Below are 26,217 nucleotides of genomic sequence, written 5' to 3'. Positions count from 1 at the left end.
GCCCGGAGTCAGCCCTGAGTAACCAAAAGGGCGCTCCATGATCCCCACTCTCCATCAAGTGATTGACGGAGAACGGGCGGCGGCGTAGCGTGACCGCATGCCCGGCGAACCGGCGCGCGACTCCGCGCGCGAGCGCATCCTCGACGTCGCCACCCGGCTGTTCGCCGAGCTCGGCTACGACGGGACCTCCACCCGCCTCATCGCCGACTCCGCCGGGCTCAACATCGCCACCGTCGCCTACCACGTGGGCGGCAAACGCGATCTCTACCTGGCGGTCATGGAACGCGCCCACCGCGCCGAACGGGCCGTCCTGGAAGAGGCGCTCGCCGGCCTCACCCCCGACCCGGGCGGCGTGCGGCGGCTCGTGGACCGCTATCTCGACTTCTGCCTCGACCACCCCGAGATCCCGGCGCTGTGGATGCACCGCTGGCTCTCGGACGCGGCCGACGTCGTCCACCTGGAGGGCCTCTACGTCAAACCCCTGCTCGCCAGGGTCGGCGAGGCCGTCCAAGAGGTAGTCGGGGACGGGGTGGACGTGGACTACGCCGTGATGACGGTCATCTGGACCACCCACGGCTTCTGCCGCGGCGGCGTCCTCGACGTGGACGGGCGGCGCACCGGCCTGGACGACCCCAAACAGGTCGCCCGCTTCCGGGCCCACCTGCACCGCCTCGTGGCCCGGATGCTGGACCTCCCGGAATGAACGCGGAAGCCACCGCCGATTCACGCCTGCCCCGGGGGCGGTTGCTGGGATACGGCATCGGCTCGGTGGGGACGGGCGTCTTCTCCGCGGTCCCGGGCCTGCTGCTCCTTTACTACCTGACTGATGTGCTGGGCGTCTCCGCTGCGATCGCGGGCGCCGTCCTGGTGCTGCCCAAGGCGTGGGACGTCCTGCTCAACCCGATCGTGGGCGCGGCCAGTGACCGGGAGGCCGTGCGCAGCGGACGCCGCACACGCCTGCTCCTGCTGGGCGCGATGGCCCTGCCGCTGTGCTTCGCCGCCATGTTCGCCGTGCCCGTCCACTCGCCCGGGTTCGCGGCGGTGTGGGCGGGGCTGGCGTTCCTGCTCGCCGCGAGCGCGTTCGCGTGCTTCCAGGTGCCGTACGTGGCGCTGCCCGCCGAGATCTCCGCGCGACCCGACCAGCGGAGCCGTGCGATGGCCTGGAGGATCGTCTGCCTGACGGTGGGCATCCTCCTTGCGGGCGGCCTCGCCCCGGCCCTGGTCGACGCCGTGGACGGTGGCGGCCGAGGCGGCTACGCCGTGATGGGCGTGGTCATAGGGCTGGCCATGGGCGCGGCCATGCTCGCCAGTGCGCTGGCCACCCGATGGATCCCCTCCCGCCCCGGCCCGCGCGCGCTTGGACTGGCCGCCGCGCTGCGCCTGGCGCGAGGCAACCGGCCCTTCTTCGCACTGCTCGCCGCCTTCGTGCTGCAGTCCCTGGCGGTGGCGGTGATGCTGGCGGGCGCCCCCTACGCGGCGACCTACCGGCTCGACGACTACGGGCTCACGTCCACGATGTTCGTCTGCATGGTCGGCCCCAGCGCCCTGGCGGTGCCGCTGTGGGGTGCGCTGGCACGCCGTTTCGGCCACATCCCCTGCTACCTGGCCGCGGTCACGGCGTTCGCGGGCGCGGCCTGCGCCCTGTACCCGCTGCTGGACGGCGGGGACGTCGCGCCGGTCCTCGGCCTGACGGCGCTGGTGGGCGTCTGCTACGCGGCCGTGCAACTGCTGCCCCTGTCCCTGCTCCCGGAGACCGTCCACGCGGACACGGAACGGACCGGGCACGCCCAGGCGGGAGCCTTCACGGGCCTGTGGACGGCCGCCGAAACCGGAGCACTGGCCCTCGGTCCGGGCATCTTCGCGCTGATCCTCGCCTGGACCTCGTTCCAGTCCGCGGACTTCGACACCCCCGCACGGCAACCGGAATCGGCCCTCAACGGGCTCACGGCGGGCTTCACCCTCGTACCGGCCCTGCTGCTCCTGCTCAGCGTGCCCATGCTCCTGGCCTATCGCCACCTGGCCACCGGCCCGGGGTCCGGTTCCCGCCCTCACCTGGAGGAGTCCCAGCGCCATGCCCCCTGAAGCCACCCCCCACGCCCTGCCCGAACACGGCATCGCGTCGGACGAACTGCTGCACCGGCTGGCCCGCCTCAAGGCCGGGGACCTTCCCGTACGCGGCGGGCAGGTCACCGCCTACGTGTACGACACCGGACGCGCCGCGGTGCACGACCTGGCGGCCCGCGCGTACCAGGAGATGCTGGAGGTCAACGGCCTTGACCCGACCGCGTTCCCCAGCATCGTCACGTTGGAGCGGCAGGTCCTCGGCGCGGTCGCGGACCGGCTGGGCGGCGGTTCGGGGATCTTCACCAGCGGCGGCACGGAATCGATCATGCTCGCCGTCAAGGCCGCCCGCGACGCCCGTCCTGCCGCCGAGAGGACAGAGGACGGGCCTCCGCAGATCGTCGCCCCCGTGACCGCGCACCCCGCCTTCCACAAGGCGGCCCACTACCTGGGCATGGACGTGGTGGCCGTTCCGGTCGACCCCGCGTCCTACCGTGCCGACCCCGAAGCGATGGCCGCGGCGCTGACGCCGCGTACGGCACTGGTGGTCGCCTCGGCCCCGTCCTACCCGCACGGCGTCATCGACCCTGTCGCCGAGATCGCCGCCCTGGCCGCGGAGGCGGGCGTGCCGTGCCACGTGGACGCGTGCGTCGGCGGCTGGGTGCTGCCCTGGCTGCGCGAGAACGGCCGGACGATCCCCCCGTTCGACCTCTCCGTGCCCGGAGTGACGTCGCTGTCCTGCGATCTGCACAAGTACGGGTACGCGCCCAAGGGCGCGTCGGTGGTGCTGTTCCGGGACGAGTCGATGCGGAGGCGGGCCTACTTCGCCTCGGCGGGCTGGCCCGGCTACACCGTCATCAACGCCACCGTCCAGAGCAGCAAGACCGCGGGCCCGCTCGGGGCGGCCTGGGCGACCATGATGTCGCTCGGGGCGGAGGGCTACCGCGACCTCGCCGCGGGCGCGATGGAGGCGGCCGAACGCCTCATCGCCGGTGTCGCCGCCATACCCGGCCTGCGCGTGCTCGGCGCACCGGACGCGCCTCTGGTGGCCGTGGCCTCCGACGACCCCGAGCTCGACATCTTCGTCCTCGCGGACGAGGCCCGGGCGCGCGGCTGGTTCTTCCAGCCCCAGCTCTCCTTCATGGGCATTCCGGCGAACGTCCACTTCACCCTCACCGGAGTGAGCCTCGCCGGGGTGCACGCGCTCCTGCACACCCTGGCCGAAGCGGCCAAGGCGGCGCGTGCGGCGGGGCCCACCGAGGTCCCCGACGGCCTGATCGAGGCGCTGGCCTCACTCGACCTCGACGACGTGGACGACGAAGGCTTCGCCGGCCTGCTCGGGGCCGTCGGCGTGGACATCGGCGCAGGCTCCGGCGGGCAGCCGGAGATGGCCGTCGTCAACGCCGTCCTGGACGCCCTCCCGCCCGCGACCCGCGAGGAACTCCTGATCCGCTTCCTGTCCGCCCTCTACTCCGGCCACGTCTGAGCCGTGCGCGGCCCGTCTAGCCGAGGCGGATCAGACGCTTCAGGATGGACGGCTCCTCCAGCCGCTGGCCGAGTTCGAGCGGGACGTCCGCCGCACCGGCCTTCACCGAACCCACGCGGGTGCCCTGGGCGGCCGTTCGCGGCGGGTCGCCGTCCACCCGGATCCGCACGGTCAGCCCGGGCCAGCCCACCACGGTGATCGGCGCGGCCGCGCGCACCGGCGTGAACCCGCCCAACCCGTCGTCGACCCGGCCCACACGCGCGCCGCCCTGGGCCAGCGTGACCGACGTCAGCGTCCGCTGGGCGGCCGCGAGCAGATCACGGCTGGCCCGAAGCGCCCCGAGTGCGCTGGGCGACCGCTGCCCCATCACCGCGCCCAGGAAGAGGACGTCGACCCCGGCCAGCCGCCGGCGCGCGGCGAAGACGAAGTTGCCGCCGGCCGCGTCGGTGTAGCCGGTCTTGCCGCCGACCACCCCGTACTGGCCGATCAGGACGTTGCCGCCGGCACGGACCGCCCCGCCGTCGTCGGGCACGTAGGAGCGCTTGCTCACGATCTCCGCGAACGCGGGGACGTCCATCGCCGCGCGCAGCAGCTTCACCTGGTCGGCCGCCGTGCTCACGGTGCCCGAGTCGTAGCCGCTGGGGTCGGTGTAGCGGGTGCTCGTCATGCCGAGCGTCCGCGCCGTGTCGTTCATCTTCTGGACGAAGGCGCGCGGATCGCCGGCGTCCCAGCGGGCCAGCTCGTGCGCCACGTCGTTCGCCGAGATGATCATCAAGGCTTCGAGGGCCTTGCGCTCGGTCAGCCGCATGCCCGCGGTCACCCCGAGCAGCGACTCGCCGCGCTCCCTGCGCTCGGGCATCTGCGCCGCCGCCTGCGGAGAGACGGTGTAGATCGGGCCGGGCTGCCCCGAGGCGAGCGGGTGGCTGCGCAGGAAGACGTAGGCCGTCATCACCTTCGCCACGCTGGCCGTCGGCGTGGGGACCGTCCCACCGGACGCGCCCATCGGCCCGATGCCGTCCACGTACAGGGCCGACTGCCCCTGAACGGGCAGAGGCAGCACTGGGGCGGACCCGGGGAAGGTGTGGGTCGACGCAGGGAGCGTCAACTGCATCCTGGGCTCGGGCACGGGCCGTACCAGCTGCCCCGCCGCCCCGCCCGCGAGCAGGACGAGCACGATGATGAGGCTGATCAGGCCCCGGCGCCGCTTCTTGCGCCCCTTGACTTCACTGGCAGCGGCCTCGTACGCCGCGGCGAAGTCGCGCGCCTCGCCGAAGGTCTGCTGGTCGTCCTGCTGGACCGGACCGTAGTGGGGAGGGGCGGCGGCCCCGTAGGCAGGGGGCGTCTCCCCGTACTGGTGGTGCGGCGGGCCAGGGGAGTACTCCTGCGGCGGCTGCTGGGGACGCTCGGGCTGCGGGGGCGGCGGCTGTACGCGCGGCTGAGGCTGGGCCGGCGGCTGTGCGTAAGCCTGGGGTGTCTGCTCCTGCGGCGCCGCAGGAGCAGGCGTGGGCGGGCTCGCATAGCCCTGCGGCAGGCGAACCTCCTGAGGCAGGACCCGGATCTCCTGCTGTGGCCGAACCTCTCGCGGTACGGGCGGCGCGGTGTGCGAAGACTGCGGCCACCCCTCCCAGGCATCCGCGGGAACGGGCGCGCTGGGCCGTGCCTCAGGTGCACCGCGCTGCTGAAGGGGATCCTCGTAGAACGCCTGCGCATCCGGCTCGGGCTCGGGCTCCGGTTCCGGCGCGGGAACGTCCGGCGGCCCCTGAGGTTCGTCCGGTACGGGCTCCGGCGTGAGGCCGAGCGGGTCGGGCTCCTCCGGGGGAGGGGGCGGCTTGGGGCGTGCCGCCGCCACGTCTATCTCGGGAACGGTCTCGGGCGCGACCTTCGGCGCGATCTTCCGATCGATCTCCGGGACGGTCGCGGAGGCCGGCGCCACCGGCTCGTCCGCCGGAGGCGCCTCCGGCTCGGAGACCTCCTGCTCAGGCTCCTCAGGGACGGCCGCCTCAGGGACGGCCGCCTCAGGGACGGCCGCCTCAGGGACGGCCGCCTCAGGGACGGCCGCCTCAGGGACGGCCGCCTCCGCGGCCGCCGGTTCAGCGGCCGGCGGCTCGGGAGCCGGCGGCTCGGGAGGGGACGGCTCCGCCGCGGGAGCTTCGTCCGTGGGCGCCGGAATCGTCCACTGCCCGGCCGAATTGAAGATCAGCGCCGAGAACTCGGGCTTCTCCCCGATCGCCTCCTCGGCCTCGGCGCGCTCCGGCGCGCTGTCCTCACCGGTGGCCTCCGCCTCCGCGTCGTCCTCGGGAGGTTCGCCGCCACCGCCCTCGGGACCATCCTCGTCCCGCTCGGAGCCTTCGGCGTCGTCCTCGCGCGCGCCGGAGGCCGGGGCGGTACGGAACGCGGCGGTCCCGGACCTGGGGGATTCCGGGGCCCCGTCCGCATCGGACGATTCGGCCGGGGGCTGCGCCGGATCCTTCAGAGGCGCCGGATCCTGCACGGCGCGACCTCCTCGGCTCGTGTTCACGGGCGGGCGGGAGCGGTCTCGCCGGCGACTCCCCGTACACCATTCAAGGCTGTGCAGTTTAGTCGGAAACTTCGGCGCATTAAGCGATCGCCGCGCTCTGCGCGCCGTGTCACCGCGCGACCTCCCGCGTGAATGAGGCCGTTGTCGTCGGGTAAGGCGGGAGGTGTCCTGGGAGTCTCACACGAACCCGATCCGAGGAGGACCGTTCCATGGCCACGAAGGTCCGCGACATCATGACGGGGTCGCCGACCTCGGTCTCTCCCGAACTCGACATCGTCACGGTCGCCCGCGCGATGCGGGACGAGGACATCGGCGCCGTGCTGGTGGCCGACTCCGACACGCTCTACGGCCTGGTCACCGACCGCGACCTGGTGGTGCGCGGGCTGGCCGCGGGCGACGACCCGCGGCAGACCAAGGTCGCCGGGGTGTGCAGCGACGTGACCGCGACGGTGGGACCGGACGACTCCCTCGACACGGCCGCCGACCGCATGCGGGAACGTTCCGTGCGGCGGCTGCCGGTCATCGAGAACGGCCGTCCGATCGGCATCGTCTCCCTGGGCGACCTCGCCATCGCGGAGGGCGCCCAGTCCGCCCTGGCCGACATCAGCGCGGCCAAGGGCAACACCTGAACCTCAGGGCGCGGGCAGGGCCGCCAGGAACGACTCCAGTTCCTCCTCGGTGTTGTAGTAGTGCACCGAGGCGCGCACGGCTGCGGGCGCGGCCCGCACGTCGTAGCGCTGCTGCCCGCCGTTGGTGACGCTGACGTTGATGCCCTTCTCGCGCAGTGACAGTTTCAGTGCGGCCGGGTCATGGCCGTCCAGCGTGAAGGTCACCAGCGCCGAGCGTCGCCGGCCGCGGTCCAGGACGGTGACGCCGGGCCGCTCCGCGAGGGCCTCCCGCAGGCCGGCGGCAAGACTCGTCACCCGCTCCTCGATCGCTTCGAGCCCGATGGCGGCGGCCTGGTCGACGGCCACGCCCAGGCCGATCTGGCCCGCGATGTACCGCTCCCAGTTCTCGAAGCGGCGCGCGTCGTCCCGCATCTCGTAGGTGCCGGACTCCGTCCAGGACGCCGCGTGCAGGTCCAGGAACGGCGGTTCGAGCGTGTGCAGGATCGGCCGCCGCACGTAGAGGAACCCGGTCCCGCGCGGGCCGCGCAGGAACTTGCGCCCGGTCGCCGAGAGCATGTCGCAGCCGATCTCCCCGACGTCCACCCGCAACTGCCCGACCGACTGGCAGGCGTCCAGCAGGTACAGCACGTTCGCCGCCCGGCAGAGCCGCCCGACCTCGGCGGCCGGGTTGATGAGGCCGTTGTGCGTGGGGACGTGGTTGAGCGACACAAGCCGCACGTCGCCCTTGGCCAGCTCGGCCTCGAGCGCGTCCAGGGAGATCTGCCCGTCTCCATCGTCCGGCACGACGTCGACGCGGACGCCGCGCCGCTCCACGAGCTGCTGGTAGGGGATGGTGTTGCTGGGGTACTCGCTGGTCGTTGTGAGGATCCGGTCGCCGGCCCGGAACGGGATGGAGTAGAAGGCCATGTCCCAGGCGCGGGTGGCGTTCTCCACGTAGGCGATCTCGTCGCGTTCCGCGCCGATCAGGTCCGCCGTCGCGTCGTAAAAACGCTCCAGCTCCGCCGCGGCCCGGTCGGCGGCCTCGTAACCGCCGATCAGCGACTCCAGCTCCAGATGCCCGGTGACGGCGTCGATCACCGGCCGGGCGGGGAGCGCGGCCCCGGCGTTGTTGAGATGAACGACCCGGTCGCACCCGGGGGTGTCCGCCCGCAGCTTGCCGATGTCCAATTTCTCCCCTTCGTCCTTCGTCCGGCCCAGAGTGTCGTACCCGGGTGCCAGTCTGGGCAAGACGAGGACTTGACCTCAACCATTCTTGAGGTTCCATCATCTTCGTGAACGGCCGCCGTGCCACCGGTGGCGAAACGACGACCGGACGGCGGTGATCCCGATGGACATGGAGGTCACGGCGTGGATGTCACTCCACCACGCCATGAACGCGCAGGACGACCGCAGGCCCTTCTCCAAGGCCACGCTGAAACGGATCGGACGGTTCGCCCGCCCGCACCGCCGGCTGCTGGCCCTCTTCCTGCTGGGCAGCGTGGTCATGGCGGTGATCGCGGTGGCCACGCCCGTGCTGGCGGGCCGGGTGGTCGACGCCATCGTCGGCGGCTCCGACACCTCCACCGTCGTGTGGCTGGCCGTGCTGATCGCCGGCCTGGCCCTCGCCGAGGGGGCGCTCGGCCTCGCCAACCGCTTCCTGTCGGCCAGCATCGGTGAGGGCCTGATCCTCCACCTGCGCACCGCCGTGTTCGACCACGTGCAGCGCATGCCGGTCGCGTTCTTCACCCGCACCCGCACCGGCGCCCTGGTCAGCCGGCTCAACAACGACGTCATCGGCGCCCAGCGCGCGTTCAGCGACACCCTCTCCGGCGTCGTGAGCAACCTGGTGACGGTCCTGCTGACCTTCGTCGTCATGGTGCAGATCTCCTGGCAGATCACGCTGCTCACGCTGATCCTGCTCCCGGTCTTCGTGCTGCCCGCCCGGCGCATGGGCACCCGCCTCGCCCGCCTCGAACGCGAGGCCGCCGGCCACGACGCCGCCATGAGCACCCAGATGACCGAACGCTTCTCCGCACCCGGCGCCACGCTGGTCAAGCTGTTCGGCAAGCCGCACCGCGAGTCCGCCGAGTTCGCCGCCCGCGCCCGCCGCGTCCGCGACATCGGCGTGCGCACCGCGATGGTCCAGCACGTCTTCATCACCGCGCTCACCATGGTCTCCGCGCTCGCCCTCGCGCTGGTGTACGGCCTGGGCGGCTACTTCTCCCTGCGCGGCCAGCTCGACGCGGGCGCGGTCGTCGCCCTGGCCCTGCTCCTGACCCGCCTGTACGCGCCCCTCACCGCCCTGGCCAGCGCCCGCGTCGAGGTGATGAGCGCACTGGTCAGCTTCGAGCGGGTCTTCGAGGTCCTCGACCTCAAGCCCCTGGTGGCCGAGCCCGAGAAGCCCCGTCCCATGCCCGACGGCCCCGCCTCGGTCGAGTTCGACGACGTCACCTTCGCCTACCCGTCCGCCGACAAGGTCTCCCTGGCCTCCCTCGAGGACGTCGCGACCCTCGACACCCGCGGCGGCGTCGACGTCCTGCACGAAGTCTCGTTCCGCGCCGAGCCCGGCCAGATGATCGCCCTCGTCGGCTCCTCGGGGGCCGGCAAGTCCACCATCGCCCAGCTGCTCCCGCGTCTCTACGACCCCGACTCCGGAACCGTCCGCCTCGGCGGCGTCGACGTCCGCGACCTCGACTTCGCCACCATCCGCGCCACCCTCGGCATGGTCACCCAGGACGGCCACCTGTTCCACGAGTCCATCCGCGACAACCTGCTGCTGGCCCGCCCGGAGGCGTCCGACGACGACCTGTGGGACGTCCTCGACCGCGCCCGCCTCAAGGACCTCATCGAGAGCCTGCCCGACGGACTCGACACCATCGTCGGCGAGCGCGGCTACCGCCTCTCCGGCGGCGAGCGCCAGCGCCTCACCATCGCCCGCCTCCTCCTGGCCCGCCCCCGCGTGGTGATCCTGGACGAGGCCACCGCCCACCTCGACTCCACCTCCGAGGCCGCCGTCCAAGAGGCCCTCACCGAGGCCCTCGACGGCCGCACCGCCGTAGTGATCGCCCACCGCCTCTCCACCGTCCGCGCCGCCGACCAGATCCTCGTCGTCGAGGCGGGCCACATCGTCGAACGAGGCACCCACGACCAACTCCTGGCCGCCGGAGGCCGCTACACCGACCTCTACCGCACCCAGTTCAGCCAGGAAGAACCCAAACAAGCCGCCCTCACCTAACAACCCACCACCCATGCGCGGTCTCCCTCAATGGGAGACCGCGCATCCCCCTAACCGCGGCCACACAACACCACTCCGAATGCCGAGTGGATGTAACCGCCCCCACGCCACACACCACACTCCCGTCCGGGCGTGGCCGCGGACGGCGACTCCCAAACGGGGCACACGGCCAGCGTGCGCGGTGCTGACCGAGACCAGTTCGACGGCTGCGCGCGGCACTCACGCATGACGCGCGGTGCGCTGTGCGCGGGCTCTCACGGCGTGGTGCCGGTGGTCGTGAACGCGTCCACGCGACAAGGCATGCTCCCGTCCGGGCGTGGTCGCGAGCGGCGGCTCTCAAGCGGGGCACGCGGTCAGCGCGCCAGCGGTAGCCGGGCCCGACCAGCGCGTGCGGTGCTGGCCGAGACCAGTTCGGCGGCTGCGCGCGGCACCCGCCCATGGCCGCGCCTGCGCTGCATGCGCGCTCTCACGGGCGTGGTGCCGGTGGTTGTGGGCGCGTTCACGCCGCGCAGCATGCTTGCGTCCAGGCGTGGTTGCGGTGGCGGCGCTCAAGCGGGGGCACACGGCCAGCGTGCCAGCGGTAGCCGGGCCGACCAGCGCGCGGGGTGCTGGCCGAGACCGGCTTGTCTGCTTTGTGTGGCACCCGCGCATAGCGCGCCTGCGCTGTGCGTGGGCTCTCACTTGAGCGTGGTCTGGCTTTTGTGGTTTGGCGGGGTGAGTGTTAGCTCGTCTTCTCGGCGTGGCACTCACGACCAGGCACGCCTGGGACATGCTTCGCACGGGCGCGACCCTCGTGCACCACCGGTTGGACGATCTTTCGGTCATGGCGTTGGTGTGCGAGGCGCCCCGGCGATCGACCGTCCACGGCCTCGACAGGCACCATCGCGGCCATTCACAGCGACATGGTCTCAACGGGGCAGCGGCGTCTGCTGGCGGGCGCTGGTTCGGCTTGCGGCGCTCCGTGCCGGGTGGTCTTGAACGCTGGGATCGGGTTGGACGAGGGCCGCAAGAGCGCGGGCTTGCGCGTGGGCGGATTCATGGGTGAACTTGCGCGAAAGTCGATGCGTTGAGTAGCGAGTGATTATCGGGGCGTGATTCCGTCTCTGCGAAGTGAGGACGCTCACGGTCGGGAAGATGGCAACGTGGGTGTTGTCGGCCGAGAAAAGTGTTGACCGAAAGCCGTGAGGTCAATGACTCGCTGCCACGCCGCCTTGACGTATTGCGATCGCGGGCGTCGGGAACTCCCTTCCCTTCGGGCTTTGTGGTCTCCCGGCCGCGAGCACGCCTTGTTACCGGGCACCTACAGAAGCGGATCCGCTTTGCGGGGATGAGGCCGAGGACGCACCGGGGTTTGTTTTGCCGGGTTTTGTTCGGGTAACTCGCGCAGGACCCCGGCGAACGGCGAGGTGACGCACACATGAACTTCCGGGCTGGCGTGGTGATCGGAGCCACGGGCTACCTGGGCGCGCGGGCGGCGCGTGTCGGCCTGCGCCGGCTGCGACCGGTCCGGAGGCTGCGCGCGTACGCCGAGGCCAGGCTCGAACAGGCCGTTCGCGACCTCACGGCCAAGGCCGAGCGCGGCGGCCCCCTCACGCAGGCGGCGCTGGCGGGCGTCCGGGCGTTGAGCGAGGGGAGATCGCCCGTACGGGCGTTGCTGAGCGCGGGATGGACCGCTCTGAGAGAGACACTCGCGCGGATCTTCGGATCCCGTGGAAAGCGCCGTCCCGTCAATATCGTGGAACAGATCGACATCGGTGCCTCGCGTCGGCTGGTGTACGACCAGTGGACGCGGTTCCAGGACTTCCCGCGATTCATGAAGAAGGTCGTGAGCGTCGACCAGGTGGCCGACGAGAAGCTCAACTGGAAGGCGAAGATCTTCTGGTCGAGCCGGCGCTGGGAGACCACGATCGTCGAGCAGATTCCCGACGACCACATCACCTGGCGGTCCGGAGGACGCGTCGAGGGAACGGTCAGTTTTCACGCCATCGCACCGGACCTCACCCGCGTGCTGGTGAACATCGAATACCGGCCGCGCGGACTTTTCGAACGCACCGGGAACCTATGGCGCGCGCAAGGCCGCCGGACCCGGCTGGAACTCAAGCATTTTCGCCGCCACATGATGACCCGTTCACTCCTCGAACCCGAGAGCGTGGGCGGCTGGCGCGGCGAGATCCGTGACGGCGAGGTCGTCCGAGCGCCGGCTCGCACGTCATGACAGCCCCACCCCCCGACAGGACGGAGGAATCACCATGAAACGAGGCAACTGGGCGGCCAAGCTGCCCTCCGACCAGATCACCAAGCGGCTCCCCACCGGAGGCCGCAAGAAGCCGTTCGGCCTCGACAAGCTGCCCGGCGGCGGCTCCAAGTCCCGCATTCCCGGCGGCCGGACGGCGGGCGCCGCGGGCGGTCTGCTGCTCGGCGCGGGTGCCGCGCTGGCGGCGGGCCAGGCCGTGCAGCGCCGCGGCCGGCGAAACCAGGACGAAGAGGGGACGGCCGACGAACCCCGGGCCGGCGAGCGCGAGTCCGACTCCGACGACCAGTACGAGGACGCCGACAACGCCAACCTCTTCGGACGGCTCAAGGAGAAGATGAGCCGCGGGCAGGGCTCCGGCGGCGCCAAGAAGGTCAAGGTCACCAACATCGAGGAGCACATCGACATCGGTGCCTCCCGTCGGCTGGTGTACGACCAGTGGACGCGGTTCCAGGACTACCCGCAGTTCATGAAGAAGGTCGTGAGTGTCGACCAGGCCGCCGACGAGAAGCTCAACTGGAAGGCGAAGATCTTCTGGTCGAGCCGCAAGTGGGAGTCCACGATCGTCGAGCAGGTCCCGGACCGCCACATCATCTGGCGGTCCACGGGTGACAAGGGCCATGTGGACGGCGCCGTCAGCTTCCACAAGATCGCCCCCAACCTGACCCGGGTGCTGCTCGTCCTGGAGTACCACCCGCAGGGCCTGTTCGAGCGCACCGGCAACCTGTGGCGCGCGCAGGGCCGCCGTGTCCGGCTGGAGCTCAAGCACTTCCGCCGCCACGTGATGACGCAGGCGCTCCTCGACCCCGACCGGGTCGAGGGCTGGCGTGGCGAGATCCACGACAGCGAGGTCGTCAAGTCGCACGATGACACCGTCGCCGAAGAGGAGAAGGAGGGCTCGGACAAGGAGTACCAGGAGGCCGGCTGAGTCAGGCGCGCCGGGCGGCGGACGGTCCTCGACACCGGCCAGGGGCGTGGAGACCGTCGCCGCCCGCGCCGGGCGACCTGCCCGCTGACGCGGACGACGCCTGCCTGCACCGGCACGGCGTCAACCTGGATGGCGTGTTCCCCTGCCGGTCTGCGTGGCGTGGACGAGCACCGGCCCGCGCCCGCAGCAGACGAGTTCCCGCCGATGCGGGACTGCGTCGAGCGCATCGCCGATGCCGCCCGAGTGCGGTTCGGGACAGGGGGATCGTCGACTTCAACGCCGGGAACGCTCGCCCCGTCCATGGCGGAAGGGCGTATCTCGGCCGGTGTGCGACTCCGCGCCGGAGCGTACGGAACGCTCCACCGCGACGGCACCCGCCCGCAGTCCCATCCGGCTGATCCCTCTCCGTGCGAGGGGGAGTGGATGGGGACGCTCTCCGGTGGCGGCGCAGGTCATCTCGATCGGCGAGCGCCGCCTGCCGGGCGCGACCCGGGACGAGACCGCCGGGACCAAAGCGCTGCTCTCCGATCTCCGGGTTTCAAGGCCGCGGCTCCGTCGGGGCGTTCCGTGGCCGCTCAACGCCGTCCTGTACGCGAACGACTGGAGGGGGTCGTGGTGGCGTGGACGAGGTGGGTGAAGGCGAAGGGCCGGAGGGCGTCGTCGCGTGTCCAGAGGGCCGCGGGGACGGCCTCCCGCATGGAGGTCTGTTCGAGGACCTCGAAACCTTGGCCGGTGAGGAGGTCCGCTACTTCTTCCGGGGTCAGGAAGGTCGCGTACGGCTCGCCGCGGTCGGAGACCGCCTGCGTGGCGATGTCGGCGTAGCTGTTCCCCGTGGAGTCGCGGAGGCCGGCCGGGAGCATGTATTCCATGATGAATTGCGTGCCGGGTCCCAGGGCGGCGACCGCGGCGAGCGTGGCCTCGATGGCTTCGCGCGTGAGATAGACGCTGACGCCCAGCCAGCTCACCAGGGTCGGGAGCGGCGAGGGGGAGAGGCCGGTGAAAGGCGCCGACTCGAAATCGGCCGGAACGAAGGTGACGTTCTCGGGTACCGGGATTCCGGCGGATTCAAGGAGGGCGAGTTTTCCCTTCTGGGTCGCGGGATGGTCGATCTCGACGACCTGGACGCCGGCTTCGCGGGGCGTACGGTACGCGAAGGTGTCGAGGCCGGCTCCGAGGATCACGTACCGGGCGGGGGAGCCGAGCCGGGCCACGCGGTCTTCGGTGTAGCGGCCGCGTGCGGTGGTGATCGCCCGGGTTCCCGCCAGGATGATGTGGTCGCCGTGGGTGCGGTGGTAGCCGATCATCTCGTCCGCGAGGCCGTCCAGGAGCGTCGCGGCGAGGGTGTCGCGGAAGATGTGCGGTTCGCCGTCCACGAGGAGGTGCGCCGCCCGTGCCGCGGCGGCCGACACCGCGGTCTGGCTGAGCCGCCCGTTCTCCATGAGCCGTTTCCCTTCAGCGCCGTCAGGAATGGCGATGCTAGCCAAGAGAAAAGGCTTATGTTTCAAGCATGGCAGAAACAAATAAATTCTCGATAACGGGCCGGGTGAGGTTCTGTTTCTTCAGAAAGGCCAGATTCCTTGGGCGGCGGCCTCGGCCCACGGAATGGCGGGATAGGCGGCGTCCGTCATACCGGCGAGGACCAGCCGGTCGCGGGACGGGGCGGCCGGTTCGCCGTTCAGCGTCCAGAGGTAGACGGGCGCGGGGACGTCCAGATCGTCCAGTTTCTCGCGGTACCCGTCGGCGATCACGACCCGGTCGTGGCCCGCGAAGGCGTTCCGCACCGCGGGCTCGAACGGCAGCGGCACCCCGGGAAGGTCGCCCGAGCGCCAGCGGTGCAGGCCGTGCAGGGGCGACTCTCCGGGCACGACGCTGAACGGCTTGCCCTCGGCCGTCACGATGTCGGCGGTGTCGCAGCACTGCGCGAGGGTCAGGCCGAGAACGGCGGCGTCGTCAACGGTGTCGTCGAAGACGATGAGCGTGCGGCCGGGGATGCGCGGGAGCGTCGCGAGGCCGTGGGCGGCGGCGCGTTCGAGAAGGGGCGCCCAGCGCTGGTGGGTCAGGGCCTTGCGGGCGGCGGCGAGCCGTAGTGGGAGCAGCCCGGCGGCGCGGATCGCGGCGGGGTCGGCGAGCCGGGACGCGACCGCCATCGCCGCCTCGAACGAGATGCCCGCCGCGTCGAAGTGGGTCAGGCAGCGCACGAGATCGCCCAGGGACATCGACGGGATGAGCCGCTCCCAATCATCGGCGCCGAGCGGGCGGCGCAGCACGCCGCTCGCACGCTGCCAGGTCAGCCCGAGATCGTCGCCCGCCACCGGAAGCAGACCGCCGTCCAGGAACCGCCGGTGCCGGCCGACGAGCGGCAGGGACGCGGGGATCTCCGGGCGCGAGCGGCGCCGCCGGTCGAGGGCGTGGCGGTAGAGGTCGGCCTGGCGCGGGTCGCGGGCGCGCGGATGGACCAGCTCGATCACGTCGCCGAACCGGTACGGCGCGGGCGTCGGCTCCGCCTCGTGGGAGTGGCGGAACGTCCTGACCGTGAGGAGCGACCGGGGTACCGACAGGTCGGCGTGGCCGGTGTCGTGGGCGAGGAGCGCACGCTCGTCGTACAGGCGGGTGACGGCGTCGGAGATGCCTCGCTTGACCGGCTTGGGCAGGGCGCGGCCGTGGGCGCATCTCCAGTACGCGAGGAACAGGCCCGGATCGTCGGCACGCCGCAGCACCGAGTCGACCACCTGACGGGACATGCCCGGCTGTCCCGCCGCCAAGCGCTCGTGCGCGAACGCCGCCGCGCCGACGAGCGCCACGTACCGCATCGGCGTCGCGGTGCGCAGCCAGCTCAGGAACCGCGCCGTCCACTCGGGGTCCTGCCGGGTGGCGTCGCGGACGAGCGCTCTGAAACGGTCGCGGGCCGCAGGCTTCCACAGGAAGAAGCCGTCAGCGTGCCCGAGCCGGGTCAGCGCAGCAAGGAACAGCTCTTCCGGCTTCTCGATCACCGCCTCCTTCCAGGGTGCGCGCCTGCGGGCGGGCGACCCGAGATCAGTCAGGCGGCAGGCTGGTAACCGGCGAGGGGTGAGCCGTCACACCCAGGGGTGCGGCCGCTCCATCCCTCCTGTCGCGAACCGCGGCCATCGCACCGGGCCCCGCCCGCAGGCGCACGAGAAGCATAGGGAATGCCTCCGACAGAACGTTCACGGAGAGGGATGCGTGCCTTTCACGTACACCCAGGCGCCCTCGTGCCGGACGAAGTCGCTGCGCTCATGAAGCAGCCCTTTCCGGCCACCCTGGGTGTAGTGGGCCCGGAACTCCACCGTGCCCTTGGTGTGGAACGGGCTGCCTTCGGACGCGCCAAGGATTTCCAGGCGATCCCAGCGCAGGTCGTTCTCCACATCAACAGACTGCGGCCGGGTCGCGGGATGCCAGCTCTTCAGCAGGTAGGCACCGTCCTGGACCACGAAGGCGCTGTAGCGGGAGCGCATGAGCTCCTCGGCGGTCTTCGCCTGGGCCTCGCCGCGGTGCAGCCGCCCGCAGCATTCGTCGTACGTCGCGGGCAGCCCGCAGGGACATGGACCACCGGAACGGCTTGGAGTGCGACGCTTGGCCATGCGTCTATTGTGACGGCCGTTTGCGTCTGGCCTCGACGAACCACTCGCGGCCCAGCAACACCCCGAAAACCGGCGCCGGAACCCGGATCAGGAACCTCATGGCGGGCGAAAGCCGTCCCGACCCGTTCACCTGTGAACGATGCGCGGCCAGGGCGGCCTGCTTCTGCCGCGCGAACCGCCGCACATCGATGCGGTGCGTGATGGCGGAGCTCGGGCTGAACGTGTTGCGGAGGTCCGCCGGGTCGTACCGGACGGGAATGCGCAGGAACCGGGCCAGCGCCAGCATGCGCTCGGCGAAGTCCCGCGGCATCGTCGCCTCCAGGACACGCGGCACCCCGGCCAGTTCGGCGGCGCGCCGGCCCACCTCGTGCACCTTCACGTGGTCGCGGTGCCCGTAGCCGCCATTGGCGTCGTAGCTGAGCAGGAGGGCCGCGTTCTCCTCACGCAGGATCGCCGCGAGCCGCCCGGCCGCCTCCTCGGTGTCCGCCCTGGCGAAGCGCACCCGGTCCGGGGGATCGGGATAGAAGATGGGACCGTGCCCACTGTCGGCATACCCCAGGTGGACGACGCGCTCCGCGCCGAGGATCGCCGCGCTCGCCCGAAGCTCGTTGATCCGCGTCGGCTCGGCATCGTACGCGGCCCCCATGATCCCGTCGGAGGCCACCACGATCACCACTCGATGGCCGGAGGCGGCGGCCTGGGCCAGGGTCCCTCCGGTCGTGATCACCTCGTCGTCCGGATGCGCATGCAGAGCCACGACCGTCGCCATCCCCCCATCATGGCCCAGCCCGGAAGCAAGATCCGTCAACTCACCGAGCCCACACCGCTCCGAGGTGCGACAGGACAATCTCGGACCGATCCCAGGCGAGCCGCATGACCACCCGGACGGGTGGAGGGCGAAAACGTCCGCGGCCCGGTCACATAGACCGTCGTGCCCTTGCCGACTACGGACCTCGGCAGCGAAGGCCGACGCCACCGAGCCGGCGCCTGTGACCAAGGGGCCAGAGTGCAGGCGTTGCACTTGGTCCAGCGAGGCGCCCAAGCCGTTGACCGTGTCGGGGCATCGTCCCCGAGGGCAGCAGGACCGCCGACGGCTTGCCGCGCCATCCGCGTGTGGACCGCCGAGCGTGACATCGGTCAGAAGTTGGCGCAACCGCCTTCCTCGCGGACACCGTCCACCTTCGCCGTCACCCGCCGGTCGGCTTGGAGCGAGCCGTGGACGCACGAGGCGCCCCCGGGATAGACCTCGAACCCGATACCCGGCGACGTCTTGAGCGGGTAGGCGGTAGTGGTGTTCCCCGGGAACCCCAGGCCCAGCAGTGTGGTCCGAACCGAAGCCGCGGTGAAGCCGCCCTTGGCTCGGAGCTGTTCCAGCGCGGGACGGATCCTCCTGGCTGCCAGCTCACCCGTCCACCGGTCAGCCGGACTCAGCTCCAAGCGCTGCTTCCAGACACGCTTCGCGCCGTAATGAGGGGCATTACTGGACCTGCCCCCGTTGACCTGACGGGCCCTCGCCCATGGACTCAGACCGAGTTTGCGCGTCGTCCCGAGGTCGATCCCGACGGCCGGTACCCGCTCGGCCCGGTGCCCCGGTCCCGGCGTGACCTCCAAGGTCTCCGCAAGAACGGCGCCGTCTGGATCGCCCGTCACCAGGTTGCGCCACAGGATCCCGGCGGTGGCCACCTCGCCGGGTTTCAGCGTCACCTTCCCCGGCGGCCGATCGTAGGACTCCACCATGGCCACAGAGGAGGACCCGTGCCCCACCTTCACCTTGATCGACTTCAGGTGGGCGTCCAGCAGTTTGACCTTGGGGTAGCCCTCGAGCACGCGGACCTTGGCGCCGCAGTTGTAAAGCTCGACGCTCATCGACCTGAGCCCCATCGCCGCGTCCGGTTCGCGAACCCACATCGCAATCCCCGACTCAGGGCATGGGGCCGGACGACCAGTGCCCGCCGCCGCAGGGCCCGACCGCCCGGAGGGCTCCTCCGCAAGCATGTCCCCGCAACCCGACACCGCAAGGACCACCGTCAGGGCGGCAACGGCACGATGGTTTCTCATGTCCGATATGGAACCAGCCATCCGGCCTAAGAAAGTGGCCGATCATGGCCCGTCCAGCGCGCCCCTCCGCCACCGGTAACAATCCAGCTCCGCTCCGTCACAACAAAGACGTCGCCCCGATGCCGACCCACGCATAGAGCCGCTTAGGAGATCAGCGAGGACGAGCACATTGGTCCCATCCCCAGAGATGGGCGGCGGACCGTCTACTGATTCGCTGACGGCGCCACACACACCCGACTCAAAGGCGGCCAGAAGTTTGCCGGAGATCAGCACCGCCCTTATGGACGCTGCCGTGAAAACCACGGTGACCACTCATCCCCCAAACAAACGCCCCCAATCGATCACCTACTAACCTCACTCAATACCGTCACCGCCAACCGCCACCTCACAATTCGCCCAGTGAATAGTAGACGACGATCAAGTCACCTCTGCTTGGTCAGGCCCCTCATTTATCATGCCGGCCATGACCGACCCTCCGGAAGTCGACAGCCACCAGGTCATCCACCTAGACGAGTACCGGCGGCTGCGTGAACTCGAAACCCCGAGCAAACCGACGCGGAAGAGGAACAAGCCCTAACTGAGTACCGAGCCCAGCAAGATGCAGCAGGTGACCGCGATCCCGCAGGCTGAAGTACGGCGCCGGTTCGGGCTCACCACTTGATGACCTACAGCGTCACCTGGTTCGCTACCTCGCGGACGACGCCGAGAACCTGGCCCAGGTCCGCCTGCCTGCCCGCCGGCCGAGCTGCCTGAAACATTTCTGACGCACATCACCACCCGCCCACGCTGCAGGCGCCGGGTCGTGTCAGGTGAGTCGGAGTCGGTCGAAGCCTTCGGCCACTTCCGCCTGCATCGTCGCGTTGTCAAGAGCGCGGGCGATCGGTTCGGCTCGGTCGAATAGTTCACTGGCGGCGCGCGGGTCGCCCAGGGATTCACGGCAGCGGGCGAGGTTCACCAGGGCCCAGCCTTCGATTTCGCGGTGTCCGATGCGGCGCGCGAGTTCGAGCGCTCCTTGGTAGGCCGTCTCGGCCGTGGCTGGGGCGTTATTGCGGCGCGAGCAGTTACCCAGATTGTCCATGCTCCACGCGGCCAGGGCGAGGTCGCCGTGTTCCAGGGCAATATCCCGGGTCTCTGCAAAAACGGTGGCCGCGCGTTCCAGCGAGCCCATATCCAAGAGCGTGCCGCCGAGGCCATCGCCGGCCCAGCCTTCGACGTCTCGGAGGCCGTGCCGACCGGCGAACTCGCGGGCCTGCTCGTACAACTCGACCGCCCGTTGGGCCTTGCCGGTGTGCCTGGCCCAATGGCCGAGGTGGGAGAGGCTCCATGCCTGCATGGCGGGCTCGCCGATCTGCACGGCGATGCCGAGCGCCTCGGCGGAGTACCGGGCGGCTCGATCGTGATCGCCGCGTGCCCGGGCGCAGAACGCCAGGCCATCGAGAGCCCATCCTTCGGACGCCCGGGCGCCGTCCTCGATCGAAAGCGCCCGTGCGCGCGCGTACCAGTCCGCAGAGCGATCCAGGGCTTCGTGGTTGCGCGCGTCACGCGCCACGTCGAGCAACACCTGCACGGCTTGACCGAGGTCGGAGATTTCCGGCAGGAGCGCATCGATCTGTGCCGCGATCACTTCTGCCTGAGCGCTCTCATCGTTCTGCAGAGCCAGTTGATAGGACGAACGGGCGGATTCCAGTCCCAGTGCCTGCTCGACCGCGTCGACGAGCTCGTTCGCCTGAGGGCGCCGCGCCGGATCGGCGGCGAGCGCGGCTTCGACCACAGGGGCCAGGTCCCGAGGAAGGGAAGAACCGTCGCCTCCGGTAGCCGCGAAGGCCATGACCACGCCCCAGCCATAGACATCGGCGGCCGGTTCCGCTGTGCGTCCCGCCCTGACCTCGGGAGCAAGGTAGGCGGGCGTCCCGACGATGCCGTGCGTCATGCGCGTCATCCCGACGACGAGCGCGATGCCGAGGTCGATGACCACGGGATCGCCGTTGACCATCATGACATTGCTCGGCTTGAGGTCGCGGTGGACGATCTCGGCCCGGTGAAGGACCTCCAGGGCGCGGCCCAGACCGATCCCCAGACGCCTCAGCTCCGCCCGGGAGAGAGGCCCCCGCCGTGTGACGATCTCCTGGAGGGTGAGGCCCTCGACGTACCGGGTCGCGACGTGGGCGACGGCACCATCGACGTCGTAGTCGAGGATCTGGGCCACGTGGGGGCTCTTGACCCGGCGCAGTGCTTCGACCTCCCGGCGCAGGCGGGGGAGCCCGTCCGAGTGCTGAGCGATGTGCTCATGCATGATCTTAACTGCGGCCATCCGCCCGTTGCCGTCTCGGGCGAGGTACACCTTGCCCATCCCGCCTGCCCCGAGCGGGCGCAGGATCTCATAACGGCCGATATTCGCCGGATGCGTCATGCGGCGAGCCTAACCCGCGGCACTACTTCTTTCGGGCTGACACCAGTAGCCCCTTTCGGCCATCTCTCCCACCTCATGCCGTGCCTCAACCCGAGGAGAGTGACCCCACCTAGAAGCGGCAACGTGCTCAAATGCGCCGCTCAGCAAAAACGCCTCCCAGTCGGAAGTCAACCGAAGATGATGAAGCGTGGAAGTAGGCAGATTCGGCTGCGGCGCTGCCCTCGAATGATGGCGTTCTTCGCGCACGTCCATTTTTACGACGCTGCAGCCAGGAGTTGGCCTATCTGTGCAAAGCCGACTGTGAGCTTCCTGTAGCGGGATGGGGGCGACTAATGTTCGTCGGTTCCAAGCCCTCAGCCAGAACCGAGCGAACGGATTCGGGGGAGTACCACGATGGTCTCGGACCCAAAGGGCGGAACCGCAAAGCCAAGTACCCCGTACCGATCCCGCCGGAACTCGTCCGGATCCTGCGAGACCACGTCAACCAGTACGGCGTTGCCACTAGCCGGCCGACTGCTGCGCGCGGAGGAGTGTTTCCCCCTTCGGCTACGGGTGCACCTGGCACAAGGCACGCCCGCTGGCGCTCACACCCGCCGAGAAGGCATCGGACCTGACCGTACGACCTGCGGGCACGCCGGCGTCTCACTACGGCTCAACCCCGGCGTTCCGCCAACCCAGACCGCCGATTGGGGCGGCCACAGCGTCGCGGTGTTTCTGAAGATCTACGCCAAGGTCATCGCCGGCCAGACCGCGTGCGGGAGGGGCTCATAGAGGACGCCCCAGGCCGCTAGTCCCTGGAACAACGGAACGCGCACCTCGGCACACGACGTCCCGCGACGTCACCCGACCCGAGAACGAAATCAGCCGGTTTCCGCAGCTCAAGCCCAAAAACCGGCTGATCGTTGTGGGGTGCCCCTGCAGGATTTGAACCTGCGCACACGGCTTCGGAGGGCGCGTACCTTATCAACCCGGAGAGCCCCTCTGACCTGCGTGCGGGCGCTCCCTCGCCGTCATTGCCCGGTCCACCGTTCCGTTCCGGATCATGGTTCCTCGGGTCGGTAATGTCTGCTTGGGAAAGTCACTTCCCTAGATCAACGATCATCGGCATGCCTCTAACCTGTAATGAGCAACGTCCTCCCGTTGGCGACCGTTCCTGATCGTGGTCGCTCCCTCAGACGGGTGCGCAACGGGCACGGCCCTCTTGCATGGGAGCATGGCGTGTGACCAGTGACCAAACCGTTCATGACCACGTCAAAGTCTGGGCCGGGACCAAGTCAAACGGGGAACCGGTCTATGAGTTGGTACCCGCGGAACGACTGCTTGAGGATCGATACAAGCTCGTCGGAACACCTGCGCTCGTGCTCGGATGTGCTGCCGGCGACACTGTGTCCCTAGACGAGTCGATGCGGGTTCAGGTGCTCCAGCGGGGCGGCAACGTGGCGGTGCAAGCGGCTCCTGCCGCGGACTTCGATGTCTCGGACATCGATCGGTTGCGCGAGACGATGATTTCGCTGAGGGGACTGGTCGAAGCTCCTGCTGATCTGCGGTTCGTGGTTGTGACCGTCCCTGCGGCGGTGAGTTTTCCCCGCATCGAATCGATCATGGACGAGTGGGCCACTACCGCGAACGCCCAATGGTGGTACGGCAATGTCACGGATGATGAGGGTGCCCCGCTGAACTGGTGGTAAGGGCCCGCACGCCTCTCACCGCCTGGTCTTTCGTCTGTCGTCGATCCCGTGCTCCGCACAGGGACGGACGGACCTGTCCGGAGGGTGCTCCCGCGCGAACGGCGCGCAACCCTTGACAGACAGATTCGCGCGGGAGTGCCTTCCGGCTCCAGGAGGGGTCTGGGGAACCACGGGGTTCCCCAATAGCGCACGCGCAACCGGTCTTCCGGCAATCTTCCCTGACGACTCCAACAGTGCTCGACCACAGGCACGCCCTGGTGCTCATCGCCGAACGGGCGTAGAGGCTCCAGCATCGAAACGTCAGGGCGGCGGCGCGCCCCCGCGGTGAGCGGTCGAGACAGGAGCCAGCGCGCGTGGCACGGCGCGCAGCGGCCTGAGCGCCGCCGCCCCTTGACGCTGTGGCAGGTGCTCGACAAGGCGCTCACGGAGAGTCAGGCAGGGACACCCCCGGCGCGCAAGCCGTACGACTTCCGGCACGCGGGGCCTCGTGGCGGCTGAATGCGGGCGTCCCGGCCGTCAACGTCGCCGAGTGGGGCGGCCACAGTGTGGAGGTCCTGCAACGGATCTACGCCCACTGCATCGACGGTGATGACGGACACTGGTTCGCACGGATGGATGCGGCTCTTGGTCGCTGAGGCCGGTTGCATAGACAACAAACCCCGGTGACCGGCTAGGTCAACCGGGGTTCTGGCTGATCATCTGGGGTGCCCCCTGCAGGATTCGAACCTGCGCACACGGCTCCGGAGGCCGTTGCTCTATCCCCTGAGCTAAGGGGGCCCGCGCCCTGGTCGTTCGGCGCGAGAAGAAGGCTACCAGGGTTGGGGAGTCCGCGTGCACCTGGACGGTTCGCCGTGCGTTGCTCTGCGGAGTCGACTAACTTCGTGGCCGTGACCGAGCCACTGGGACGCGTGCTGGTCGTCGATGACGATGAGGTGATACGCCAGCTCATCGCCGTGAACCTGCAGCTTGAGGGGTTCGATGTGTCGACCGCGGTGGACGGCCAGGACTGCCTGGAGAGGGTTCGGGAGGTCCGGCCGAATGTGATCACGCTGGACGTGATGATGCCTCGGCTGGACGGGTGGGTGACCGCGATGCGGTTGCGGGAGGACGACGACACCCGGCACATCAAGGTCGTGATGATCACGGCCAGGGCGCAGGAGCACGACGTCAGGAGAGGGCACGAGATCGGCGTCGACGCGTACGTGACCAAGCCCTTCGACCCCAACCAGCTGATCCAGACGGTCCGGAAGCTGGCCGCGGCGTCCACATAGTGGTCGGATAGTCTCACCAGAGTGACTCCGGCCGAGGTGAGCGCTGCCCTCATGGGCGCGCTGAGGGACGCGGGGCGGAGCGTGCCTGACGTGGGGCTTCGGTGCCTGGAGGCCGGGGTTTACGGGAGTCCCGTCGCGCTGCGGATCGGCTTGGACGCCCAGGTGCTCGCGGGGGCGCTTGAAGGGGTCCCCGGGATCGCACGGGTGGACGTTCACGGGGGGTTCCTGCGGATCACGGTGGCGTGTCCGGGGGAGCTGGCGGCGGACATCGTCGCCGAGGGCGAGCGGTACGGGTGGGAGATGGTCCGCCCGCACTCGTGGCCGGACCGGCCCCGAACCTTTGACAACCCCGGGTTTCGAGTGCGGTACGCGTACGCGCGGGCCGCGGCCGTGGGACGACGCGCCCGCGATCTTGGAGTGAGACCCGGGCGGCCTGTGGGGCTGGAGAGGCGGGAAGAGCTCGCGCTCCTCGGGTTGTTGGGGGAGATGCCGGGGTGGGCCCGCCGGGAGGAGTTTCCGGGTTTTCTGCTGCGCCTGGCGGACGGCTTCCACGACGTTTACGAGCGGTGTCCCGCGCTGCCCCAGGGCGAGGAGAAACCCGGGGCGGTGCATGCGGCCAGGGCCACGCTGGCGGAGGCCGCGCGCATCGCCCTGAGCAACGGCCTGAAGATGATCGGTGAAACCCCTAGAGAGCGACTATGAGCAGAGTGCACCCGGCCGGACCGCGGCATGCCGACGTCCTGCCCGAAGACCACCCGCTGCCTCCGGCGGAGGACCTCAACGCGCTGGAGCCGCAGATCTGGCCCCGCGGTGCCAAGCGCGAGGACGGCGTGGTCACGATCGGCGGGATCGACGTGCGCGACCTGGCCAGGGAGTACGGGACGCCGCTGTTCGTCTATGACGAGGACGACGTGCGGTCGCGGGCCCGGGAGTACGTGGCCGCGTTCCACGACGGCGACGTCCACTACGCGGGCAAGGCCTTCTTGTGTACGGCGGTCGCCCGGTGGCTCAAGGAGGAGCGCCTCGGGCTGGACGTGTGCAGCGGCGGAGAGCTCGCGGTGGCGCTGGCCGCGGACTTCCCGGCGGAGCGCATCACCATGCACGGGAGCAACAAGTCGGTCGCGGAGTTGGAGCAGGGCCTGGAGGCGGGGGTCGGGCGCATCGTGCTCGACTCGTTCCAGGAGATCGCCCGCCTGGGGTATCTGGCCCAGGCGAAGGGCGTGCGGCCGAAGGTGATGGTGCGGGTCACCACGGGTGTCGAGGCGCACACGCACGAGTTCATCGCCACGGCTCACGACGACCAGAAGTTCGGGTTCTCGCGGCAGTCCGGGGCGGCCCTGGAGGCCGTGCGGAGGGTGCTGCAGCTCCCGCAGCTGGAGCTGGTGGGGCTGCACTCCCACATCGGCTCGCAGATCTTTGAAACCGACGGTTTCGAAGTTGCCGCGCACCGCCTGGCGCAGCTCCTGGTGGCCATCCGGGACGAGCACGGGATCGAGCTTCCCGAGCTCGACCTCGGCGGCGGCTACGGGATCGCCTACGTGCCGGGGGACGAGCCGCACGACCCGAAGGACCTGGCCGACGGCCTGCGCGCGATCGTGAGCCGGGAGTGCAAGGCGTACGAGCTGGCGATGCCGCGGCTGACCGTGGAACCGGGCCGCGCGATCATCGGCCCGGGCGGGGTCACGCTGTACGAGGTCGGCACGGTCAAGGACGTGGAGGGCCTGCGCACCTACGTCTCCGTCGACGGCGGCATGAGCGACAACCTCAGAACCGCCCTGTACGGCGCCGACTACACCTGCGTACTGGCCAGCCGGGCCTCCGCCGCGGATCCGATGCTCGGCAGACTTGTCGGCAAGCACTGCGAGAGCGGAGATATCGTCGTGCGAGACGTGTGGCTGCCCGAAGATCTTTCGGCGGGAGACCTGGTGGCGGTCGCGGCGACCGGTGCGTACTGTCGATCAATGGCCAGTAACTACAACTTCGTTCCGAAGCCGGCGGTGGTGGCGGTGCGGAACGGTGCGTCGCGGGTCATCGTCCGCCGGGAGACCCAGGACGACCTGTTGCGGCTCGATGCGGAGGTTGGAGCGTGAAACCCGAACGGGGC

19 protein-coding genes and 1 tRNA gene are annotated in these 26,217 nt (G+C 70.1%); 11 read left to right on the top strand and 9 right to left on the bottom strand.

Annotated features, from left to right (window positions below; all coding sequences use genetic code 11):
* Nucleotides 1-97 precede the first annotated feature (97 nt).
* The 3 genes from ACFPZN_RS00815 to ACFPZN_RS00805 are packed head-to-tail and all read left to right on the top strand — an operon-like array spanning nt 98 to nt 3,547.
* Entirely contained in the window at nt 98-703 is a 606-nt protein-coding gene (locus ACFPZN_RS00815; RefSeq protein WP_378279037.1) for a TetR/AcrR family transcriptional regulator, read from the top strand.
* Complete coding sequence (locus tag ACFPZN_RS00810; RefSeq protein WP_378279035.1) at nt 700-2,082, top strand: MFS transporter; 1,383 nt, start codon at nt 700-702, stop codon at nt 2,080-2,082. Before ACFPZN_RS00815 ends, ACFPZN_RS00810 begins: the two co-directional genes overlap by 4 nt.
* Nucleotides 2,072-3,547 (top strand): pyridoxal phosphate-dependent decarboxylase family protein, encoded by a 1,476-nt coding sequence (locus ACFPZN_RS00805; protein ID WP_378279033.1) that lies wholly within the window; start codon nt 2,072-2,074, stop codon nt 3,545-3,547. The genes ACFPZN_RS00810 and ACFPZN_RS00805 overlap by 11 nt, the downstream gene beginning before the upstream one ends.
* Nucleotides 3,548-3,563: 16 nt before the next feature.
* Here ACFPZN_RS00805 and ACFPZN_RS00800 read toward each other — a convergent pair whose 3' ends face one another.
* Entirely contained in the window at nt 3,564-6,038 is a 2,475-nt protein-coding gene (locus tag ACFPZN_RS00800) for a D-alanyl-D-alanine carboxypeptidase family protein (RefSeq protein WP_378279032.1), read from the bottom strand.
* A 236-nt stretch (nt 6,039-6,274) separates the two neighbouring features.
* Here ACFPZN_RS00800 and ACFPZN_RS00795 point away from each other — a divergent pair, with 236 nt between their 5' ends.
* Nucleotides 6,275-6,694, top strand: a complete 420-nt coding sequence (locus ACFPZN_RS00795) for a CBS domain-containing protein (RefSeq protein WP_378279030.1) — start codon at nt 6,275-6,277, stop codon at nt 6,692-6,694.
* A gap of 3 nt (nt 6,695-6,697) precedes the next feature.
* Here ACFPZN_RS00795 and ACFPZN_RS00790 read toward each other — a convergent pair whose 3' ends face one another.
* Entirely contained in the window at nt 6,698-7,921 is a 1,224-nt protein-coding gene (locus tag ACFPZN_RS00790) for an aminotransferase class V-fold PLP-dependent enzyme (RefSeq protein WP_378279028.1), read from the bottom strand.
* Nucleotides 7,922-8,021: 100 nt separating this feature from the next.
* Here ACFPZN_RS00790 and ACFPZN_RS00785 point away from each other — a divergent pair, with 100 nt between their 5' ends.
* From ACFPZN_RS00785 to ACFPZN_RS00775, 3 genes are all read left to right on the top strand, one after another.
* On the top strand, nt 8,022-9,908 hold the full coding sequence (locus tag ACFPZN_RS00785; protein WP_378279026.1) for an ABC transporter ATP-binding protein: 1,887 nt from the start codon (nt 8,022-8,024) through the stop codon (nt 9,906-9,908).
* A 1,735-nt stretch (nt 9,909-11,643) separates the two neighbouring features.
* Nucleotides 11,644-12,123 carry an SRPBCC family protein gene (locus ACFPZN_RS00780; protein WP_378279024.1) on the top strand — a complete coding sequence of 160 codons (480 nt, stop codon included), beginning with the start codon at nt 11,644-11,646 and terminating at the stop codon, nt 12,121-12,123.
* A gap of 34 nt (nt 12,124-12,157) precedes the next feature.
* Nucleotides 12,158-13,087: an SRPBCC family protein gene (locus ACFPZN_RS00775; RefSeq protein ID WP_378279022.1), complete on the top strand. Its 930-nt coding sequence runs from the start codon at nt 12,158-12,160 to the stop codon at nt 13,085-13,087.
* Nucleotides 13,088-13,662: 575 nt separating this feature from the next.
* On the opposite strand, the gene ACFPZN_RS00770 is transcribed toward ACFPZN_RS00775, so the two are convergent.
* From ACFPZN_RS00770 to ACFPZN_RS00745, 6 genes are all read right to left on the bottom strand, one after another.
* Complete coding sequence (locus ACFPZN_RS00770; protein ID WP_378279020.1) at nt 13,663-14,526, bottom strand: class I SAM-dependent methyltransferase; 864 nt, start codon at nt 14,524-14,526, stop codon at nt 13,663-13,665.
* Nucleotides 14,527-14,646: 120 nt separating this feature from the next.
* On the bottom strand, nt 14,647-16,077 hold the full coding sequence (locus ACFPZN_RS00765) for a hypothetical protein (RefSeq protein WP_378279018.1): 1,431 nt from the start codon (nt 16,075-16,077) through the stop codon (nt 14,647-14,649).
* Nucleotides 16,078-16,272: 195 nt separating this feature from the next.
* Nucleotides 16,273-16,686 (bottom strand): YchJ family protein, encoded by a 414-nt coding sequence (locus ACFPZN_RS00760; protein WP_378279016.1) that lies wholly within the window; start codon nt 16,684-16,686, stop codon nt 16,273-16,275.
* A 4-nt stretch (nt 16,687-16,690) separates the two neighbouring features.
* Nucleotides 16,691-17,455, bottom strand: coding sequence for a PIG-L deacetylase family protein (locus tag ACFPZN_RS00755; RefSeq protein ID WP_378279014.1), 765 nt, complete (start codon nt 17,453-17,455; stop codon nt 16,691-16,693).
* 368 nt (nt 17,456-17,823) lie between these two features.
* Entirely contained in the window at nt 17,824-18,681 is an 858-nt protein-coding gene (locus tag ACFPZN_RS00750) for a DUF4232 domain-containing protein (RefSeq protein ID WP_378279237.1), read from the bottom strand.
* 868 nt (nt 18,682-19,549) lie between these two features.
* Nucleotides 19,550-21,154, bottom strand: coding sequence for a protein kinase domain-containing protein (locus tag ACFPZN_RS00745; protein ID WP_378279013.1), 1,605 nt, complete (start codon nt 21,152-21,154; stop codon nt 19,550-19,552).
* Nucleotides 21,155-22,374: 1,220 nt separating this feature from the next.
* Between ACFPZN_RS00745 and ACFPZN_RS00740 the strand changes: the two genes are divergently transcribed.
* Complete coding sequence (locus ACFPZN_RS00740; RefSeq protein ID WP_378279011.1) at nt 22,375-22,842, top strand: DUF4265 domain-containing protein; 468 nt, start codon at nt 22,375-22,377, stop codon at nt 22,840-22,842.
* Between the two features lie 705 nt (nt 22,843-23,547).
* On the opposite strand, the gene ACFPZN_RS00735 is transcribed toward ACFPZN_RS00740, so the two are convergent.
* Nucleotides 23,548-23,619, bottom strand: a tRNA-Arg gene (locus ACFPZN_RS00735).
* Between the two features lie 131 nt (nt 23,620-23,750).
* Here ACFPZN_RS00735 and ACFPZN_RS00730 point away from each other — a divergent pair.
* The 3 genes from ACFPZN_RS00730 to lysA are packed head-to-tail and all read left to right on the top strand — an operon-like array spanning nt 23,751 to nt 26,203.
* A complete protein-coding gene (locus ACFPZN_RS00730) occupies nt 23,751-24,113 on the top strand; it encodes a response regulator transcription factor (RefSeq protein WP_378279235.1) in 363 nt (120 codons plus the stop codon).
* Between the two features lie 21 nt (nt 24,114-24,134).
* On the top strand, nt 24,135-24,815 hold the full coding sequence (locus tag ACFPZN_RS00725; RefSeq protein ID WP_378279009.1) for a DALR anticodon-binding domain-containing protein: 681 nt from the start codon (nt 24,135-24,137) through the stop codon (nt 24,813-24,815).
* Complete coding sequence (lysA, locus tag ACFPZN_RS00720; protein WP_378279007.1) at nt 24,812-26,203, top strand: diaminopimelate decarboxylase; 1,392 nt, start codon at nt 24,812-24,814, stop codon at nt 26,201-26,203. The genes ACFPZN_RS00725 and lysA overlap by 4 nt, the downstream gene beginning before the upstream one ends.
* The last annotated feature ends 14 nt before the right edge of the window (nt 26,204-26,217 follow it).

The sequence above is a fragment of the Actinomadura rugatobispora genome (genome assembly GCF_042656285.1).
GTDB lineage: Bacteria > Actinomycetota > Actinomycetes > Streptosporangiales > Streptosporangiaceae > Spirillospora > Spirillospora rugatobispora.
This window is presented reverse-complemented; position numbering and strand designations above follow the sequence as displayed.